The sequence below is a fragment of the Aeromonas salmonicida genome (assembly GCF_028355655.1).
Lineage (GTDB): Bacteria > Pseudomonadota > Gammaproteobacteria > Enterobacterales > Aeromonadaceae > Aeromonas > Aeromonas salmonicida.
Genome location: NZ_CP110645.1, coordinates 4,399,710 through 4,417,129 on the forward strand (window position 1 = coordinate 4,399,710; position 17,420 = coordinate 4,417,129).

The following is a 17,420-nucleotide window of genomic DNA, read 5'->3' on the forward strand; positions in this document are numbered from 1 at the left end:
AGCGGCCTGGGTCAGCACGCGGGGCGTGCCTTGTTCATTCGTTGTCAGAGACCTGACCCGCCGACAACAGGCGGGCGTGCTGCAGCACTGGCATGGTTCGCTTCAATTCGTCGCCCAGCTCGGGATCCATGGCAGCCAGCACGGTCGCACGGCCCGACGGCTGGCATGCCAGCACCCTGCCCCAGGGGTCGATCACCATGCTGTGGCCCCAGGTATGGCGCCCGGTTTCATGGGTGCCCCCCTGGTTGGCAGCCACCACATAGCACTGATTTTCGATGGCGCGAGCCCTCAGCAGCGGCTCCCAGTGCGCCTCGCCGGTCACGGCGGTAAAGGCGGCAGGCACCAGCAACACCCTGGCACCAGCGCGGGCCAGCTGGCGATAGAGTTCGGGAAAGCGCAAATCATAACAGATAGAGAGGCCGAGGGGACCAAAGGGGGAGTCTATCAGCACGCAGTCCTGACCAGGACTGAACGTTTCCGACTCCCGATAGCGCCCCTGATTGTCGGCCACGTCCACATCGAACAGGTGGATCTTGTGGTAATACCCCCTGAGCTCCCCTGCCGGGTCAAACACCAGCGAGCTGGTATGGATATGGTATGAACCTGCGATAGTAGTGGGCATGGCACCCGCCACCAGCCAGATGCCGTACTCTTTGGCCCAGGCAGCCAGTTGCTGCTGGATAGGGCCCTCACCGATCCGTTCAGCACCATCGAGATAGCCCTGCCGCTCGCCAAACAGGGCAAAGTTTTCCGGCAGCAGTACCAGCAAGGGACGCCCGGCTGGCAGCGCCGCCAGCTCGGCGGCGATCTGCTCCCGGTTATCCTGCCAGTGACGGCCGGATACCAGCTGTATTGCGGCTAACCACATAACGCGCTCCTTGTCCTTGGTGCAAGCCGTCAGAGGCTGACAGCGTCTTTGGCTTGCAGTGTGTAATCCAGCACTATGATACGGTCCAGCACGGGACGGAAGATGGCCTTGAGGGCCTCGTGATCCGGATGGGGCAGGTAACGCTGACGGGCCGCCTCGTCCGCAAAGGTCATCAAGACGCTGTGGGTAAAGCCTTCGGCGCGCCCCTCGGGGCTGTCATTCTCCCCCCACTCGACCGCCACCACGCCATTAACCCTGGCGGGTATGCCGAGAAAAGCCGCCCTGACAGCGGCAATATCGTCAACCTGGGTGCCCGCTTTGAAGGCAATCAGCAGAATATGTCGGATCATGGCTCTCTCCTTGAGCGTAAGCAGGTCGAGACAAGGGTTGGCGCCAGCATCAGGGCTGACGGGGACTCCCTGGTTGCGGGTTCAGCAGGAAGGGGGTGACTTCGGCGGCTGGCAACTTGGGCGCTACCGTATCCACCGCCTGTTTCTGCTGCTGGTTGAGCTTTATGCGGGCTCTATCTCGCCCGGCCTCGATCAGCTTGGGATTGTCCAGCGGCCCCTCAACCCTAAAATCGATGCGGGTCACCACATCCACCACTGGCTCCAGCAGTTTGGAGAGTGCCAGCACATAAAGACCCGTGATCGGCGTCAGCGAGAAGGCCGCCACCACCGGCAGGGTGCCGCCCAGATTGGGGGAGAAGCTCAGCTCGTAGTCAAGCCGCCAGCGCACCAGATCGGCGATGCCTTCACCACGCAGGTTGCCCGCGGCCCCCTTCATGTAGAAGTCCTTGTTATCCATCACCCCCTGCTTGATCTTGGCCGAGGCGGACATGGATTCGAAGTAGAAGCCCTTGTCGAACACATCGCGAAAATCGAGCCGCAACTTGCGCAGCAGGGAGTCGAGACTGAGCAGGGAGAGCAGTCGCGCCCCCTTGTCATTGACCTCCCGCAGCGTGCCCCCCTCCAGCTGATAGTTGGCGCTGCCAGCCAGGGTCGGCAGGCTCAGCCGGTAGGGCACATCACTCCAGCTCAGATCCAGTGCCATCTTGCCGGGCGCATCGCCAATGGGTGAGGTATAGCCGATCCGTTTTAGAAGCAATTCACTGTTTTTACTGGTGATCTTGGCTCTGGCATGGGTCTGCATCCTGCCTGGCTCAGCCAGCCAATCCACTGTGCCCGTCAGCTGGCTCCCCGCCAGCCGCATATCCAGCCCCTTGAGGCTCAGCTTGTTGGCCCCGGGGAGCAGCTCTCCCTTCACCTCGCCGAGCGGCAGTTCGCCGAAGCGGCAATCCACGCAGCTGAAGGTGAGCCAGGGAATGGCATCCATGATGGCTTTGTCCTGCCGCGCATCAGGCTCTGGGCTCAGATCCGAACTCTTGCCGGACCAATGGATGCGGGCGAATTTGGCATCGATGGGCTGGCGATCAGTCACCGGCAGGCGGATCACCCCCATGACGTCCGGGCTGTCGATCATCACCTCTGTGGCGTCCTTGACCGGGCCCACGGTGAAGTGCACCGCCTTGAGATTGGCACTGCCGATATCGGCGCGGGCCAGCTGGCCATCCACCCACCACTCCGGCGGCAGGAAAGGAGGACCAACCACGGCACCGCCGCTCGGCGCACTGCTCGCAGGCACCCACTGTTTGAGTCTGGCCAGCCAGCCAGCCACATCGGCCTGTTGCTGGTTGATGGCGAGCAGCATGGGCTTGTCCCGCAGCACCCGTGCCCCCGGCTGGCCTATGTTCACCCTGACCCGGCTGAGGTAAGGAACCCCGTCCCCATAAACCAGCCGGCTCTGCAAATCCACATCGGCCCCCAGCACGGCGCGAATGTCGGCACTGCCATCACGCCCGCGCACTGTCACCTTGAGCGGCAATCGGCTGTTGGCTGTCTTGGTCAGGGGGAGCGGCAGATCCAGCGCCATGCCCTGCAAGTTGGAATCCATCGCCAGCTGGAAGCTGAACGGTTTGTCATTGGGCAGGGTCAGCCCCAGGGTACCGGCCCAGTTGCTGCGCCCCTTGAGGATATCGAGGGCGGGAATCTTGCGCTGCTCGCGGCGGCTGTCCCACTGTCCCTTGAACTTGAGATCCACCTGATAGCGGTTCGGCAGCTGCTTGCCCTGATAATCCAGGGTCAGCGGCTGGTTCCACAGGCTGGCCTTGAGGTTGCTGAACCGGGTCTGCTCGTTGTCATATTCGAGGCGCCCCTGTACCTGCTCCAGCGGCAGATCCAGGCTGGCGACCCGCACCTTGTTGTTGTTGAACAGGGCATCGCCGCTCGCCTTGACCTCGCTTTCACCATCGAGGGGAATATCCAGCTTGACCGACCCCTTGAGCGGGCCGCGGATCTCTATCTCCCGCAGCGCCTGACCGACGGAATCCCCCAGCGGAGAGTCCTGCAGGTAGTCGCTGATGGCCTTGCCCTCACCCTCTACCTTGGCATCCACATAGAGATGGGCGCCGGGATAGAGATCCGGGATCCAGGCATGGACCGAGTCGGAGCTGGCCTTGCCAAGGTGGGTGGAACGGCTGTTCATGTCGAGACTGGCGTTCTGGAACAGCAGATCGATCTGCAGGTCGGTGAGGGGTTGCCAACCGGGGAAGAACTGGAAAGTCGCCTGCTCGAGCGGAACCGCCACCTGGAAGATGCCCTCGCCCTTGCTGTAGGGGAAATCCTTGAACTCGCCGTACCAGAGCAGGTCGGCGCCCTTGGCCTGACCACCCTTGATGGCGCCGCTCAGGTAATCCACCAGGCTCTTGTCCATCACCTGCAACGGATAGTAGCGATCCGCGTTGCCCGCATTCTTGACGTCGATGCGGCCTGTCAGCGCGAGGAAGGTATGTTCGAACAGATCCATCCTGAAGCGGCTGTCGAGGCGCAAATCCGGGTTGTCCAGCGCCACATCCTGACCATAGAGTACCCAGCCCTGCGGGACTTGCCACCAGTCGAGCCGTGCCGAGAAGCTGTCCACCGGGATCGGCTCCTTGAAGTGGCGGGCCGGATCCACCTTGTCATTGGCAAGGGCCAGTCGGGCACTACCCCCCGTCGGGGTCAGCCAGAATTCACCATTGAGATCCTGCACGCCGGGCACATCCTGCCAGGCGCTGACCTTGATGTGGGATAGCCGGCCGCTGAGAGAGAGCCCACGCCAGCCGGCATCGGCCTGCAAAATGAGATCCTGCAGCTGACCCTTGGGCTGGGTGCGCTTGAGGGTGTCGGTCAGGGCGGGATAGAGACCCGATACCAGCTGGCTCAGGTTGGCGACCTGATCGAGATCGATGGCAGGCACATAACCCTGGATGCGGGAGCCGATCCGCTCGAGCTGCAAGCGGCTGCGCAACCAGGGTTTGCCATCGAGCTTGAAGGTCATGTCATGGCTGGCGAGCTGCCACTCCTCACCATCCCGGCGCAGCTGGATCTTGCCACCCTGCAGGCCGAGGCGGTGCATGACATCCTGCTTCTCATCCTTCCAGATCAGGTAGTTGTCGCCAAACGCCAGCAGGGACTCTCCCAGCTGACCGTCGGCAAATTCACTCCAGAGCTGGAAATCGAGCTGGCCGGCGACCTTGGGCTCACCGGCGTGGATCCGCGCCAGCATGGGGCTGACGTCGAACTGGCTGGCGCCGAGATAGAGTTGGCCCCGCAAGCGATCGAGCCGCACCTCGGGGGTATCCACATCCAGGATGAGATCTATGGTGCTCTCGCCCACCCCGTTGATGAGATAGGCCTTGCCGACCCCCTGATGGCGTTTGCCGCGGTTCTGCCAGCGCAGTTGGGCGATATCGAGGGCCCGCACCTCCCCCAGCGCCGTCGTCAGGCTGAGGCGGGTATCGTGAATATCGAACGTGGAGAGCTGGGTGAGCAAGAAGCGCAGCAACGCCTGCTGCTGATCGACGCCGCCACGGGTATCGGTATCGGCGGACTGAGCCAGATCCAGCGCTATGTCGCCATCGCTCAGTATGAGCTGGCCAAACACGGGCCTGAGTTCATTGAGGGAGCGCCAGAAGTCGAGGTGAGCCCACACCTTGCCAAGACGCAGGGCGAAGCGACCCGAATCCGGCGCTATCGCCAGCTGTTGCAGCTCGAGCGCCGGGCCGCGCTGGGTCCAGTCCAGGCCTATGTGTTCAACACTGGCCTCCAGCTGATTGTCGGCCAGCAGAGCATCGAGCAGTGCCTGTCTGTGCTGATTGAGCAATGGGCCGCCAAAGCGCACCAGACTGACCAGAATGGCCAGCAGCACGAAGAAGACCCCGAGGGCCAACCAGCCCCGACTCAACCAGCGATAGACCAATTACATCATCACCACATCAAACTGTTCCTGACCACAGAGGGGTTCACTCACCACCCTGACCTGCTTGCCGATGAACACCTCCAGCTCGGCGAGACTGTGGGACTCCTCGCCGCGCAGATAGTCGATCACGGCCGGTGCGGCGTAAACGGTGAACTGATCCGCATCATAGGCGCGGTTGACCCGGATGATCTCCCGCAGGATCTCGAAACAGACCGACTCCACCGTCTTGACCCGACCGCGCCCCTTGCACTCGGGGCATTCGGAGCAGAGCACGTGCTCCAAGCTTTCGCGGGTGCGCTTGCGGGTCATCTCCACCAGACCGAGCTGGGAGAAACCGTTGACGTTGGTCTTGGCGCGATCCTTGGCCAGCGCCTGTTCCAGACTGTGCAGTACACGGCGGCGATGATCTTCCGACTGCATGTCGATGAAATCGATGATGATGATGCCGCCGAGGTTGCGCAGGCGCAGGTGGCGGGCGATGGCCGCCGTCGCCTCGACGTTGGTATTGAAGATGGTCTCTTCCAGATTGCGATGACCCACAAAGGCGCCCGTGTTGATGTCCACAGTGGTCATGGCTTCGGTCTGGTCGATGATGAGGTAGCCGCCGGACTTGAGCTCTACCTTGCGTTCCAGCGCGCGCTGGATCTCGTTCTCCACATCGTAGAGATCGAAAATCGGCGACTCGCCCGGGTAATACTCCAGCTTGCCGGCCAGCTCGGGCACGTACTCCTCGGTGAAGCGCTTGAGCTGATCGAAGCTCTGGCGTGAATCGACCCGGATCTTGTCCAGTTCGGCACCGACGAAGTCGCGCACCACCCGAAATGCCAGGCTGGGATCCTCGTAGAGGATCTTGCAGGGAGGATACTTGTGCTTGCGCTCCAGGATCTTGCGCCACAGGCGTTTCAGGAAGGCGGCATCCTGTTCCAGCTCCTGCTCACCCACCCCTTCGGCGGCGGTACGGATGATGTAGCCACCCAGATCGTCCACATAACCGGCCACGGTACGCTTGAGGCGCTCGCGCTCCGCTTCGGACTCGATACGCTGGGAGACACCGACGTGGGCGCTGCCTGGCATGAACACCAGATAGCGGGACGGCAGGGTAATGTCGGTGGTGAGGCGGGCCCCCTTGGTACCCAGCGGATCTTTCACCACCTGCACCATGATGTCCTGGCCCTGGCGCACCAGCTCGGCGATGTTGCCGGCCTGGAACTGCTCCTTCTCCTTCACCGCCACACACTCGGTGTGCGGCACTATGTCGGAAGCGTGCAGGAACGCCGCCTTGTCCATGCCGATATCGACGAAAGCCGCCTGCATCCCGGGCAGCACCCGACTGATCTTGCCTTTGTAGATATTGCCCACTATGCCACGCTTGGCCTGACGCTCTACGTGCACTTCCTGCAGCAGACCGTTTTCGACCAGGGCGACACGGGTTTCGGAGGGGGTGACGTTCACCAGCAGTTCTACCGACATAAGTTACCTTGCCTGTTCCAGTTTTGAATTCTATAAAGCCAATCCGGTACAACGCGCGCAAGGGAGAACGCAGCAGAGCACAGCTGACGAAAAATTATCGGACCTGTTCCAGATGATGCTTGATCAACAGATCCGTTTCCAGCAGGGGCAGACCGACAACGGCGCTGTAGCTCCCCTCAATCCGGCTGACAAACTTGCCGGCAATCCCCTGGATCGCATAGGCACCGGCCTTGTCACAGGGCTCGCCCGTGCGCCAGTATGCTTCGATCTCGGCCTCATCCAGCTTGCGAAACGCCACATTGGTGGTGACCAGTCGTACATCGCAGCGATCCGGGGTAGCCAGCGCCACCGCCGTCATCACCTGATGCACCTTGCCGGAGAGCGCTTCCAGCATGTCTTTGGCGTCGAGCAGGTCGGAGGGCTTCTCGAGCACCCGATCACCCAGCACCACTATGGTGTCGGCACCCAGCACAGGCAGCATGGTCGGGGCGGCGGCCACCCCGGCCATCGCCTTGTCGCGGGCGAGGCGACAGACATAATCCTGTGCCTTTTCACCCTCTTCACGCCGCTCTGGCACGTCCAGTCTGAGTACCTCGAAGCGGTAGCCCAGCTGGGCGAGCAGTTCATGGCGGCGGGGCGAGCCCGAGGCAAGATAGAGTTGCAGTTCGTTGTGCTTGTTCATATTCGCTTAATGAGATGAGGTAGAGTTGCAGTTCGCTGTGCTTATTCATATTCGCTTAATGAGCTGAGGTAAAGTTGTAGTTCGTTGTTTTTGCTCATATTCACTTGATATTGAAGCGACGGCGCACCTTGCGCAAGACCAGAAAAACCCAGGGCCATATTAGCATCGTGCTCAGGGTCGACCAAAAGTAGGCGAAATTGAGGCTGGCACGGCTGAACAGGTGCTCGGCCCAGAAGATGGTCACCTTGCCCACCAGCGAGAGACAGCCGATGATCAGCGCCTGTTGCCAGAGGGAGAAGTTGCGGATCTTCTGAAACTGGAAGGCCGCCAGATAGGTGGTGATGGCCATGGCCATGGCCCGCACGCCGAGCGTGCTGCCCAGCAGCACATCCAGCAGCAGGCCCGCCACCCAGGCGGAGCCGACGTTGGTACGGTGCGGCAAGGCCAGCGCCCAGTAGATGAGCACCATGGCGAGCCAGTCCGGACGGAAGGGTTCAAATTGAAAGGGAAGCGGCAGGATCGACAGGCACAGAGCCAGCAGGATCGAGATCCAGATCCAGATCCTGCCACTGGCGGGTTCTAGCATCAGCGTGTTGCTCCCGCTGCCGAGGTTGCCGGCGCGGCTGGCGCCACGTCATCATCATGCACATCAGGTTTCTTGTCGGTCCACAGCAAGAGCAGGTAGCGCAATCTGTCCAGTGCCACCAGCGGCTTGGCTTCGACCTGGGCGAAGGGTTTGCCCTCCACATAGTCGGAGCGGGTCACGGTCGCTACCGGATAACCTTCCGGGAAGCGGCCGCCGAGCCCGGAGGTGACCAGCAGATCGCCAACCTGCACATCCGTGTTGCGCGGCAGGTTGCGCAGCTCCAGCTTGTCCAGCTCGCCGCTGCCGGAGGCAATGGCGCGCAGGTCATTGCGCAGCACCCGCACCGGAATGCCGTGACTGGAGTCGGTCACAAGCAGGACGCGGCTGGTGGTGGACCCCACGTGCAGCACCTGACCTATGACCCCCTGATCGTTGATCACCGGCTGGCCGTTATAGACACCGTCCAGCGCCCCCTTGTTGATCAGCACCTGATGGCTGAAGGGGTCGGAATCCACAGACAGCAGCTCGGCCACCATCTTGCGGGACTCCTTGTGCACCGGCGAACCGAGCAGCTCACGCAGACGCTGGTTCTCGTGCTCCAGATGATCCATCTTGAGCAGGCGCGAGCGCAGGGTGAACAGCTGTTGCTCCTGCTGCTTGGTCTGCTCGATAAGGCCTGCCCGGGTCTGTACCTGGGTCGACATGGTATCGAGCATGATACCTGGTGCATTGGCTATGTATTGCAACGGGCTGACAAGGGAACTGAGGTAGACGCGGACGTGGGTAAACACACCGAAGCGGGAGTCCGCTACGATGGCAGCAATGGAGATGATGACGGCGAGAAACAACCGTAACTGAAGCGAAGGGCCTCTACCAAAAATGGGTTTCATGGGTCGTCAAAAAAGAGCCGGCGCGCTGGCCGGCTTTGGGTCTTATTCGTAGTGGAACAGGTCGCCACCGTGCATATCGATCAGCTCCAGCGCCTTGCCGCCGCCACGGGCCACACAGGTGAGGGGATCTTCGGCAACCACGACTGGTATGCCGGTCTCTTCCATCAGCAGACGGTCGATATCCTTCAGCAGTGCGCCACCACCGGTCAGCACCATGCCGCGCTCGGAGATGTCGGACGCCAGTTCCGGCGGAGACTGCTCCAGCGCCACCATAACGGCGGAGACGATACCGGACAGCGGCTCTTGCAGCGCTTCCAGGATCTCGTTGGAGTTGAGGGTAAAGCTGCGCGGCACACCTTCGGCCAGGTTGCGACCACGGACTTCGATCTCGCGCACCTCTTCGCCCGGATAGGCGGAGCCGATTTCGTGCTTGATGCGCTCGGCGGTCGCTTCCCCAATCAGGCTGCCGTAGTTGCGACGGACGTAGCTGATGATGGCTTCGTCAAATTTGTCGCCACCGATACGGACAGACTGGGAGTAAACCACGCCGTTAAGGGAGATGATGGCCACTTCAGTGGTACCGCCACCGATATCGACCACCATGGAACCGGTCGCTTCGGAGACCGGCAAGCCGGCACCGATGGCGGCAGCCATGGGTTCGTCGATCAGGTAAACCTCACGGGCGCCAGCGCCCAGTGCGGATTCCTTGATGGCGCGGCGTTCTACCTGGGTAGAGCCACACGGCACGCACACCAGTACACGGGGGCTGGGGCGGAAATAGTTGTTGTCGTGAACCTGCTTGATAAAGTGCTGCAGCATCTTCTCGGTCACGTAGAAGTCGGCGATGACGCCGTCTTTCATCGGACGGATAGCGGAGATGTTGCCTGGGGTACGACCCAGCATCTGCTTGGCGGCATGACCGACGGCAGCGACCGATTTGGCGTTCCCGCGCTCTTGGCGAATGGCGACAACTGAGGGTTCGTTAAGGACGATCCCTTGATCTTTTACGTAGATCAGGGTGTTGGCAGTTCCCAAGTCGATCGACAGATCGTTGGAAAAGACGCCTCTGAGCTTTTTGAACATGGCTACGGGAAATCCTAAGAATTTGGAGGTGCAGAAAACCGGCTAACTTTACCAATGCCTACCCCAATGGGCAAGCGCTCAAACTGTCGCCAATCAATCAGTCGCGACAAAAATGCGAGTCATCACTCACTCGCACAAGCCGACAAACGCTAATAAACAAGAAGATAGGGGGGAAGATCCCGAAGATCCGCTGCCCCGCCTCCGCTACTGCATCACTTCACGCCGATAAATAATTCTGTCATTACCTCTGCTGGAGCCAAAAATGGCCTCACCTTGCAGGCTAACGGGGTCAGATAACCAGAGCGGCTGAGCCGGCTGTTTTGACAAATCGACCTTGTAGGGAATGCGTACCGAGATATCCGGCTTGGCAAACTGGAACAGGATCTCACCATCTTTGGCTGTAGCCGACATAACTCCCGGGGGCGGATCCCCCAGCCCCAGCCTGATCTTGCGACTGGCGCCCAGATTCAGGTCTTGGGTAGCCGCATCAAAGGTGTGACTCGGATTGAGGAAAGTGAACCCCTGATTGGCCAAAGAGAGCTGAGTACATTGATCCAGCTTGTTCAACTGCCAGTTGCCCGCTTCGTAATATTGCATCTGCAACGGCACGGCTAACGGCGCAGAGGCCAGGCCTGCTCCCGTACCTGCCAGCAGGCGACCGAAATAGACTTGCATGGGCACACTGTCGATCAGACGAGCATTGCAGCCACTGCCGCTGCAATTGCCGACCACGGCATCGTTGAAATCGGGGCTGGCAATCAGGGTGCGTTCGCCATCGTTATCCTGCATATAGAGGCCAAACAGCAGTGCCTTGAAGGGGCCATCCGGCTGGGTATCGGAGAGGCGAACAAACTCGCTGCTGCCGCTGAACGCCGCCTGCCCATCTAGCCAGGGCAGAGGTTGCAGGCTGCGCAAGCGGCTCGATAGAGAAGTACCATTCTTGCTATTGGCGGTGGTGATATAAGCATTTCCCTTGGCAAAGTCGCCGGTGTAATTACGGGTCTGTCCCCCCGCCACATTGCGGGCAATGATATCCAGCGTCACCCCGAATGGCTGGCCCATGTAGGAGAAGACGCTACAGGCAGGCACTATGTCGCCACTGACCAGCTCAAAATCAGCGGGGATAAAACGACCCACCGGCTGGCTCTGAGCAGAAGGGATGGTATATCCGAAGTAGTTGCTGGCGAGCGGTGTCGCCGTCATCCTGAATACCCCCACCTCGCTCACCGTCTGGTTGACGCTGTTGAGACTGTTGGTCGCAGCAACATGGTTATAGGTGGTGGTTCCCACTGTCGCATTGGTACCTGGGCTTGGCGCCACCAGGGTGCTGCCCAAGCCAATGCCGTTGAGCACAAAATTGGGGGTTGTCTGATTCCCCGCGCAGATATCCCCATCATTGGCCGACTCCCAGGCCATCGCCTTGATATCTACCTGGAATGTCTCTCCCGCTTTCTTGAAGACCGGGCAGCTGGCATTCCCTACCGCACATACGCCTTGCGGGGGTGTAATACACAAGCCGACAGGACGCGCCACGAACTGATCCGCGCCGAGCATCACCAGACCCGCCTCGTTGCCCGTACCATCATAACGGGCATCCAGCTGTACCTTGCCTGCATCCGGATACTTGACCGTCATGGTCGACTGCCCCTGTGCATCAAACGCCAGGGACACGGGGACAGCAGTCCCCTGACTGGTGCCAAGCACGCTGCTGTTGACACTTATCTTGCTGTTGCTGAGGTTGCTGGTCGGAGAGATGTAGCTGCCCCAGAACTTGATGCTCTTGCTCTGGCTGGCAAACCCGGGTACGCACTGTTTGGTCACGTCACTCTTCTTGACCGCCTTGATGGTCACCGTCTGCGGCTGATTGGAGTAGGTATCCGGCACGTCGAAGAAAAAGCCGCTGTCGGCAAAACTCAGGGTACAGGCTGCCACGCTGGGGGTGCCATTGCCTGACTTGCACAAGGTAGTACTGAATGGTTTGGTGGTCGGGGTCGAGCCGGATACTCCGATAGTGACCGCCGAGGCGGTGTTATTGCGAAGCTGGACCGTGGTGGAGCCGCCACTGAAAGTCACCGTATTGCCGCCGACCCAACCATTGCTGCTGGACGTCGGCGTCAGACTCAGGGTCGCCGTAACAGGGTCCGTAATAAGGGAGCTGCAAGCCGCATCGGCACAGGCCTTGATAGTGACCGTCTCCGGATTGCACGTCAGCGCCTGACCGGAATGCTCGAGTTGGAAGTGGTCTATCTGTACGCCGACCGGGTTGGATCGCAGGGCACAGATCCGCACGTTGTCGATCTCGTGGAAGTTGGTCACCGAACCGGTGGAGCCGGTCAGGGAGAGCAGGAAATTGGCAGGCACCGCCGCCTGGCCGGCCTGACTCGCCATGTTGATGGGACCAACCAGGGTGCCATAACCCGAGCCGGTGTCCCGCTCGACTTTCGCCAGCGAGCTGCCAGTCGTCCGGGAGTCGACTGTGATGCGGTAGCGGTGGGGGCGATTGCCGTTGATGCCGCTGTCGACGGACGGACTCAGGTTGCTGACGGTACCGGCCAGATAGTTGTAGCCGGAGGTGCCAGAACCCGAGCCACGGATGGAAACGGCCTGAGGACGGGACCCCCAGTTGTAGTTGCCCCCTTCGTTGGCATAGTTGCCGTACTCGTCGATCCCCACCCCGAGCCAGCCGCCCGCGAAGCCGCTGATCCCAGTCTTGTAGCCATAGCCCAGCGGGCCGCCAAAGGCCCCCGGCTGCGGCGTCAGGGTGGCATCCGAGAGCACCACAGCCATGCCGTCCGCCCCGCTCGTGCCGAAGGTCTTGTAGGCGAACTGATCGAATTCGACCGTCACCAGGTTGCCGGCTCCCGGAAAGAGGCGCTGGAAGGTGGCCGAAGTGGCCTGGTCGGTGACGTTCTGGGTGAGGCGCAGGCGGCCATTTTGCACCGATGGCAAGGTACTGTTGTTGCGCTGGGCCACCACCCAGCTGTCCGGGTTGATCTGGGCGCTGTCAAAACCGTCGGCAAAGCAGGTCAGCGGAGGAGGAACGGCATAGTCGTTGATGCTGGACTGGGCATCCATGCTCAGATAACGGGCCGTCACCCGCCCATAAACGGTGGCATTGTTGTTCATGGTCAAACGACCATCGGTGTAGAGGTAGCCATAAAATGTGGTGGCGTTATCAAGCACCATGTTGCCGTAATTAACCCAGATAAGACTCCCTTGACCATTGCTGTTGACGCTGACCGTGTTGAGCAGCTTCACGTCCTGATTGACAAAAATGCGCGTCGTGCCGTTGCCGGACAGGCGGATGGTGGCATTGTCGAGGATCAGCGAGTCGATAAAGTAATCCCCATCCCCCAGCACCAGCACACCGTTGTTGCGTACACTCAGCGATTTGATCTGGTAGGTGCTGCGGCTCGGGAAAGTCACGGTGCAGTTCTCGACCGTGACAGACCCGTAGTCCGAGAAGAGTGCGGTTTGCTGGCCCTGCTGGCAAAGAAGCGGCATCACAGAGGTGATGGTCGGGAACTTGTTGTTCCCCGTTGCCATCGGGAGGCCGCGAATATCGCTGCCGGTGATGGCGCAGACCTTGTAACCGCCAGCCCCGTTATCGCAACGGGGCGTATTGTTCTGATCGGGCAGGATGGAACAGAAATTGAGCGGCAGACCGCCGGTGCCATTGATCTTGGGATTGTTGAGCTGGCTCAGCTGGTTGCCGCTGATCTGGTGGCAGGTATTGTTGTTGTCACCATGATGACCCTGTACCACGGCAGGGAAGAAGGTGCTGGTGTCGATGGGGTCAAATGCCCAGACCGGGCCAGTGAAGAGGGCCAGCGCCCATAGCCATTTCATCATAAACCTCCATCATAGGCTTCAACGGCCAGAGTGCGACTCACGGCAAAATCCGGGTTGGCGCTGCCGAGATCGGTAGAACCACAGGAGCCGACACTGAGCAGACGGTAGCCATTGGTCACCTCTCCGTTATAGGTCACGGGCAGTTGCACGCAACTGATCCTTGCCTCGCAGCCAGCCAGTCCAGAATTGCCATTAAACACAGGTGATGAGAGTACCCACTCGCAGCGATCAAGCGGTGATGGCGGTGTCGGTCTATTGGGAAACAGCTGATACAAGGCTATCTCCAGCCCGCTCTGTGCCGCCAGCAAGGCGCGCACACTGCGCACCTCCACTGCATTTTTCTCGCTGCTGTCTACCAGAAAGCGGCCCATGGCAGCCGCCAGCAGCGCCATCACCACAATGACAAACAGGGCAATCATCAGGGCACTGCCACGCATGCGTCCAAGAGCCTGTGTATCAGGGCACATTGAGCACCTCTATCTTGTGGTTGAAGGTGACTGACTCCCCTTTGCGCTCGAACACAAAACGCATGCCAAACTCCCCTTCAGCGTTAAACGCAGAGGTTTCCCGATAGAAAGCGCCAATACGAAGGGAATCTGCCATCAACACGCCCTGCGCAGGCAAAGATGCACCAATGGGAGCTGTGGTACGGGTGAGCGTGCTCCCTTCCACACAGTAACGTACCTGCTGGTTGGCAAAGTAGACTCGGCTGCCAGGCGAGAGGCCCGCCAGGCTCTCGGCGCTGGTATAGCGAATGGTTTGCGCCCCGGATACGGGAGCCAGCACATCAGTGACCTTGGCTACGCAGCGGCCATAATCGCAGCCTGCCGTGAGCGAGCCGGCATTTTTGTCCGGCACAGGGAATACGATCAGCTGGTCATCTTTTTTGACGGCGGTGGCATCCACATCCAGTGGATTGGCAGCAGAGGCCGGGGTTGCCATCACCAGCTCCAGGGTGGCGCTGCTACCTGATATCGCACGATTCAGGGTGATATAACGGCTGGAGGTGCTGATGGGCCAGAAACTCAGGCAAGGGCCAGCGTCGACCCAGACTCCATCTGTCGTCTCTATCCGCTCCGAGCCGGGGACCGCATCGCGAACTTCACGGTTGAGCCGCTCCATGGCGAAGCGGGCATCGCTCATCAGCTGTTCGCGACTGCTGGCATCCCCATAGATCTGGCTGCCAATGCCGATAAACTGGCTGGTAAAGGTCGCCATTATGCCGAGCAGCAGGATCACCATCACCAGCTCGACCAGGGTAAAACCGCTGGCACGCCCAAGTCTGGCGCAGGTTCGATTAGCCTGCCGGCGTAATCGGACATCGGAAGCAGGATCGGACACTCGGACACGATCGCAAGGCCGACCCATCAGTAGTTCCCCCGATAGAAGGAGAAGTCGAGCAGGCTCTCATCCGGCAGCTTGACCTGTAGGTCGATGCGTTTGCCCACAGAGCAGGGGGCAGTGCAGTTCTTGAAGGTGCCATCGCTGAAATCGACCCCGCTCACCGTAATTTTCACCTGGTAGTTGCGATACTCCTCGCCGCTGATCCCCGCCGCAGTCTGGGTAAACCGATTGGCATCCACCCAGTTGCCTGCGGTATCAAAGTCATCCACATCGTTGTAGGCATAAGGCGCTGGCTCGCCATCGGGGCCATAGGCACTGGGTTGCCAACCGGTGATGGCCGGAGCGGGAGGCCGCTGGGTGCATGCCACACCGACAGGGCAGCTGCAATCCCCATAAAACTGGCCATTGAAGGTCTCACCACAGCGATAGCCGCCACCGTTATGATCCGACTGCTCATCGAACGACTTTTGCAGCATCTCGCCGGCCAGACGCTGGGCCAGCTGGGCGGCACGCACCTGCTGCACCGGATCCACGGCCTGGGGCGCCTGATTGATCAAGAGCCCCAGAATGCCGGTCAGCGCCACCGCCAGCAGCACTATGCCGACAATCAGCTCTATCAGGGTAAAACCGCGATCAGGGGATCTCATGGATATACCCCTCGGGCTCTATCTTGATGCGGCCCGTTTCGCGGCCATCCGTTACCTGCAGGGTACAGCCATTGGTTGTGGAGCAATCCCCTTGTGGGCGGCCCATTTGATCAAAATGCAGTACAAAGTGGGTATTGCCATTCAGGGTGACAGCGATATCGGCTGAGGGGGTAACCAGGCGGCCACGAGTACGCAAATTGTCGCTCCAGCCACTGACCAGACCATCGCTGGATGGACAGGCGGCATAGGTGCGGTGGGCAAAACGGGGGGAGACAACAATGAGTTGAGTACAGCGATTGGTGGCTTCATGCATATTGACGGTCTGCACCAGCCGCAGCCGGGTCAGCAGCTCATCGCGTACGGTTTGAGTTTCAAAGCCGCCTTTACCCAGCCACTTGGGCACGGCAAAGGCGGCCAGAATCCCGAGCAACAGGATCACGATCACCAGTTCTATCAGGGTGAAGCCTCTGCGCATCAGACTCTCTCATTGAAAAGAAAGGCGAGGTTTTTGGCCTCGCCTAACGCCATCAGTTACAGCCAGCCAGGGTAGTAGAAGCGGCGGAAGTTTCTGATGCTTCGGTGTAGTTCACTGTACATTGGGAGCTACTGGTCGAGAAGACATAGGCACCACCAGACACTTTACCACTCCAGGAACCGTCAATGGTGACTGCATTCTTGATACCTGTATCGGTTGCCGCCGGATAGCCGAACACAACATCAATATTGGTGCCGTCACTGCTGCTGACTGCACCAGAAGAAGCACGCTCAATCCCTTCCAAGGCTGACTTGCTATAGACCAGCTGGGCAGAGCTGCTGACAGCAGCCTGTACCCCTTGTGCAGCAGCTTCCCTAGCATCACCTTGCAAATTCAGGAACTTGGGCGCAGCGGTCACTGCCAGAATGCCCAGAATGATGATCACTATGACCAGCTCGATCAGGGTAAAACCCGCCTGTTTTTTCATTTTACTATCCTCTGTCAATTGATATTGGTGGTCACCTGACCGGAAGCCGGACGGTAACTGAAACTCATGAATGCATCAGTACTACCTTGCGGATCCTGATACTTGCCATCACTACCCTTACTCAAACTATTGACCAGATAGTAGCGGCAGACCGAGTCCAGGCCATTATTGGTCACACTGACATAGTATTTCAGGTCATTGCCGCTACCGCTCACCTCGCTGAAGCTGGCGGTAGCCTTGGGTGGGTTCTGTAATAATCCCTCCCAAATCTTGAGACAGCGCTGGGCTGTCAGGTTGGCCGGATCAACATCTATGCCGCCCCCTGCCGATGTATCCATGGGATAGCCGGGCGAGAGCTCACCATTGCTGACCTGCGTCTCGGTCGGGGTCGTCAGATAGAAACGAGAGCCGTCATATAGCACAGTGTTCTGACCGTCCTCCTTGGGACGTCCTTCTGCCTCCCACTGGGCCCGTACCAGCGAAACCGCAGTGGCGAAACCGCCAGAGACCCCCTCCACGCTGGCCTTCTTGGCTTCATCGGTCACATCGAGGAAGCGAGGCAGGGCGGTCACCGCCAGTATCCCCAGGATAACGATGACGATCACCAGCTCGATCAACGAGAAACCGGCTGCCCGACTCGTCATCATCGACGCGGGATGTCTTGGTGCCATTCGATTTGTTGCCATGGTCCCTCCGTAATAACCCGCATTATTTCATGCAGATATAAAAAAATCATT

15 protein-coding genes are annotated in these 17,420 nt (G+C 59.9%); all 15 read right to left on the reverse strand.

What is annotated here, in order from left to right:
• Positions 1-34 precede the first annotated feature (34 nt).
• The 15 genes from ONZ54_RS20495 to ONZ54_RS20565 all read right to left on the reverse strand — a co-directional run bounded on the left by ONZ54_RS20495 (position 35) and on the right by ONZ54_RS20565 (position 17,369).
• On the reverse strand, positions 35-868 hold the full coding sequence (locus ONZ54_RS20495; protein ID WP_271787035.1) for a carbon-nitrogen hydrolase family protein: 834 nt from the start codon (positions 866-868) through the stop codon (positions 35-37).
• Positions 869-897: 29 nt separating this feature from the next.
• Positions 898-1,218 (reverse strand): Dabb family protein, encoded by a 321-nt coding sequence (locus ONZ54_RS20500; protein WP_271787036.1) that lies wholly within the window; start codon positions 1,216-1,218, stop codon positions 898-900.
• Positions 1,219-1,267: 49 nt separating this feature from the next.
• Complete coding sequence (locus tag ONZ54_RS20505; RefSeq protein WP_271787037.1) at positions 1,268-5,167, reverse strand: YhdP family protein; 3,900 nt, start codon at positions 5,165-5,167, stop codon at positions 1,268-1,270.
• A complete protein-coding gene (rng, locus tag ONZ54_RS20510) occupies positions 5,168-6,637 on the reverse strand; it encodes a ribonuclease G (protein ID WP_005316349.1) in 1,470 nt (489 codons plus the stop codon).
• Positions 6,638-6,731: 94 nt separating this feature from the next.
• The gene (locus ONZ54_RS20515; RefSeq protein WP_058394774.1) at positions 6,732-7,319 is read right to left on the reverse strand and encodes a Maf family protein; all 588 of its coding nucleotides are present in this window, start codon (positions 7,317-7,319) and stop codon (positions 6,732-6,734) included.
• A 100-nt stretch (positions 7,320-7,419) separates the two neighbouring features.
• Complete coding sequence (gene mreD, locus ONZ54_RS20520) at positions 7,420-7,905, reverse strand: rod shape-determining protein MreD (protein WP_005316354.1); 486 nt, start codon at positions 7,903-7,905, stop codon at positions 7,420-7,422.
• A complete protein-coding gene (gene mreC / locus ONZ54_RS20525) occupies positions 7,905-8,795 on the reverse strand; it encodes a rod shape-determining protein MreC (protein ID WP_017412500.1) in 891 nt (296 codons plus the stop codon). Before mreC ends, mreD begins: the two co-directional genes overlap by 1 nt.
• 42 nt (positions 8,796-8,837) lie before the next feature.
• A complete protein-coding gene (locus ONZ54_RS20530; protein ID WP_005308111.1) occupies positions 8,838-9,878 on the reverse strand; it encodes a rod shape-determining protein in 1,041 nt (346 codons plus the stop codon).
• A 204-nt stretch (positions 9,879-10,082) separates the two neighbouring features.
• Positions 10,083-13,730, reverse strand: coding sequence for a DUF6701 domain-containing protein (locus tag ONZ54_RS20535; RefSeq protein WP_271787038.1), 3,648 nt, complete (start codon positions 13,728-13,730; stop codon positions 10,083-10,085).
• The gene (locus tag ONZ54_RS20540; protein ID WP_416995599.1) at positions 13,727-14,197 is read right to left on the reverse strand and encodes an MSHA biogenesis protein MshP; all 471 of its coding nucleotides are present in this window, start codon (positions 14,195-14,197) and stop codon (positions 13,727-13,729) included. Before ONZ54_RS20540 ends, ONZ54_RS20535 begins: the two co-directional genes overlap by 4 nt.
• On the reverse strand, positions 14,187-15,098 hold the full coding sequence (locus ONZ54_RS20545) for a PilW family protein (protein ID WP_271787039.1): 912 nt from the start codon (positions 15,096-15,098) through the stop codon (positions 14,187-14,189). Before ONZ54_RS20545 ends, ONZ54_RS20540 begins: the two co-directional genes overlap by 11 nt.
• The gene (locus ONZ54_RS20550; protein ID WP_271787040.1) at positions 15,098-15,721 is read right to left on the reverse strand and encodes a prepilin-type N-terminal cleavage/methylation domain-containing protein; all 624 of its coding nucleotides are present in this window, start codon (positions 15,719-15,721) and stop codon (positions 15,098-15,100) included. Before ONZ54_RS20550 ends, ONZ54_RS20545 begins: the two co-directional genes overlap by 1 nt.
• A complete protein-coding gene (locus ONZ54_RS20555; RefSeq protein WP_271787041.1) occupies positions 15,708-16,196 on the reverse strand; it encodes a type II secretion system protein in 489 nt (162 codons plus the stop codon). The genes ONZ54_RS20550 and ONZ54_RS20555 overlap by 14 nt, the downstream gene beginning before the upstream one ends.
• 52 nt (positions 16,197-16,248) lie before the next feature.
• Positions 16,249-16,683 carry a prepilin-type N-terminal cleavage/methylation domain-containing protein gene (locus ONZ54_RS20560; protein WP_264304384.1) on the reverse strand — a complete coding sequence of 145 codons (435 nt, stop codon included), beginning with the start codon at positions 16,681-16,683 and terminating at the stop codon, positions 16,249-16,251.
• Between the two features lie 14 nt (positions 16,684-16,697).
• Positions 16,698-17,369: a type II secretion system protein gene (locus tag ONZ54_RS20565; RefSeq protein WP_059168883.1), complete on the reverse strand. Its 672-nt coding sequence runs from the start codon at positions 17,367-17,369 to the stop codon at positions 16,698-16,700.
• Positions 17,370-17,420 lie beyond the last annotated feature (51 nt).

What these genes read in the sequence shown, in the direction of transcription:
- ONZ54_RS20495 (WP_271787035.1), bottom strand. Translation starts at nt 868, where the DNA reads ATGTGGTTAGCCGCAATACAGCTGGTATCCGGCCGTCACTGGCAGGAT.
- ONZ54_RS20540 (WP_416995599.1), bottom strand. Translation starts at nt 14,197, where the DNA reads ATGTGCCCTGATACACAGGCTCTTGGACGCATGCGTGGCAGTGCCCTG.
- ONZ54_RS20560 (WP_264304384.1), bottom strand. Translation starts at nt 16,683, where the DNA reads ATGAAAAAACAGGCGGGTTTTACCCTGATCGAGCTGGTCATAGTGATC.
- ONZ54_RS20550 (WP_271787040.1), bottom strand. Translation starts at nt 15,721, where the DNA reads ATGAGATCCCCTGATCGCGGTTTTACCCTGATAGAGCTGATTGTCGGC.
- mreD (WP_005316354.1), bottom strand. Translation starts at nt 7,905, where the DNA reads ATGCTAGAACCCGCCAGTGGCAGGATCTGGATCTGGATCTCGATCCTG.
- ONZ54_RS20555 (WP_271787041.1), bottom strand. Translation starts at nt 16,196, where the DNA reads ATGCGCAGAGGCTTCACCCTGATAGAACTGGTGATCGTGATCCTGTTG.
- rng (WP_005316349.1), bottom strand. Translation starts at nt 6,637, where the DNA reads ATGTCGGTAGAACTGCTGGTGAACGTCACCCCCTCCGAAACCCGTGTC.
- ONZ54_RS20500 (WP_271787036.1), bottom strand. Translation starts at nt 1,218, where the DNA reads ATGATCCGACATATTCTGCTGATTGCCTTCAAAGCGGGCACCCAGGTT.
- ONZ54_RS20530 (WP_005308111.1), bottom strand. Translation starts at nt 9,878, where the DNA reads ATGTTCAAAAAGCTCAGAGGCGTCTTTTCCAACGATCTGTCGATCGAC.
- ONZ54_RS20535 (WP_271787038.1), bottom strand. Translation starts at nt 13,730, where the DNA reads ATGATGAAATGGCTATGGGCGCTGGCCCTCTTCACTGGCCCGGTCTGG.
- ONZ54_RS20565 (WP_059168883.1), bottom strand. Translation starts at nt 17,369, where the DNA reads ATGGCAACAAATCGAATGGCACCAAGACATCCCGCGTCGATGATGACG.
- mreC (WP_017412500.1), bottom strand. Translation starts at nt 8,795, where the DNA reads ATGAAACCCATTTTTGGTAGAGGCCCTTCGCTTCAGTTACGGTTGTTT.
- ONZ54_RS20515 (WP_058394774.1), bottom strand. Translation starts at nt 7,319, where the DNA reads ATGAACAAGCACAACGAACTGCAACTCTATCTTGCCTCGGGCTCGCCC.
- ONZ54_RS20545 (WP_271787039.1), bottom strand. Translation starts at nt 15,098, where the DNA reads ATGGGTCGGCCTTGCGATCGTGTCCGAGTGTCCGATCCTGCTTCCGAT.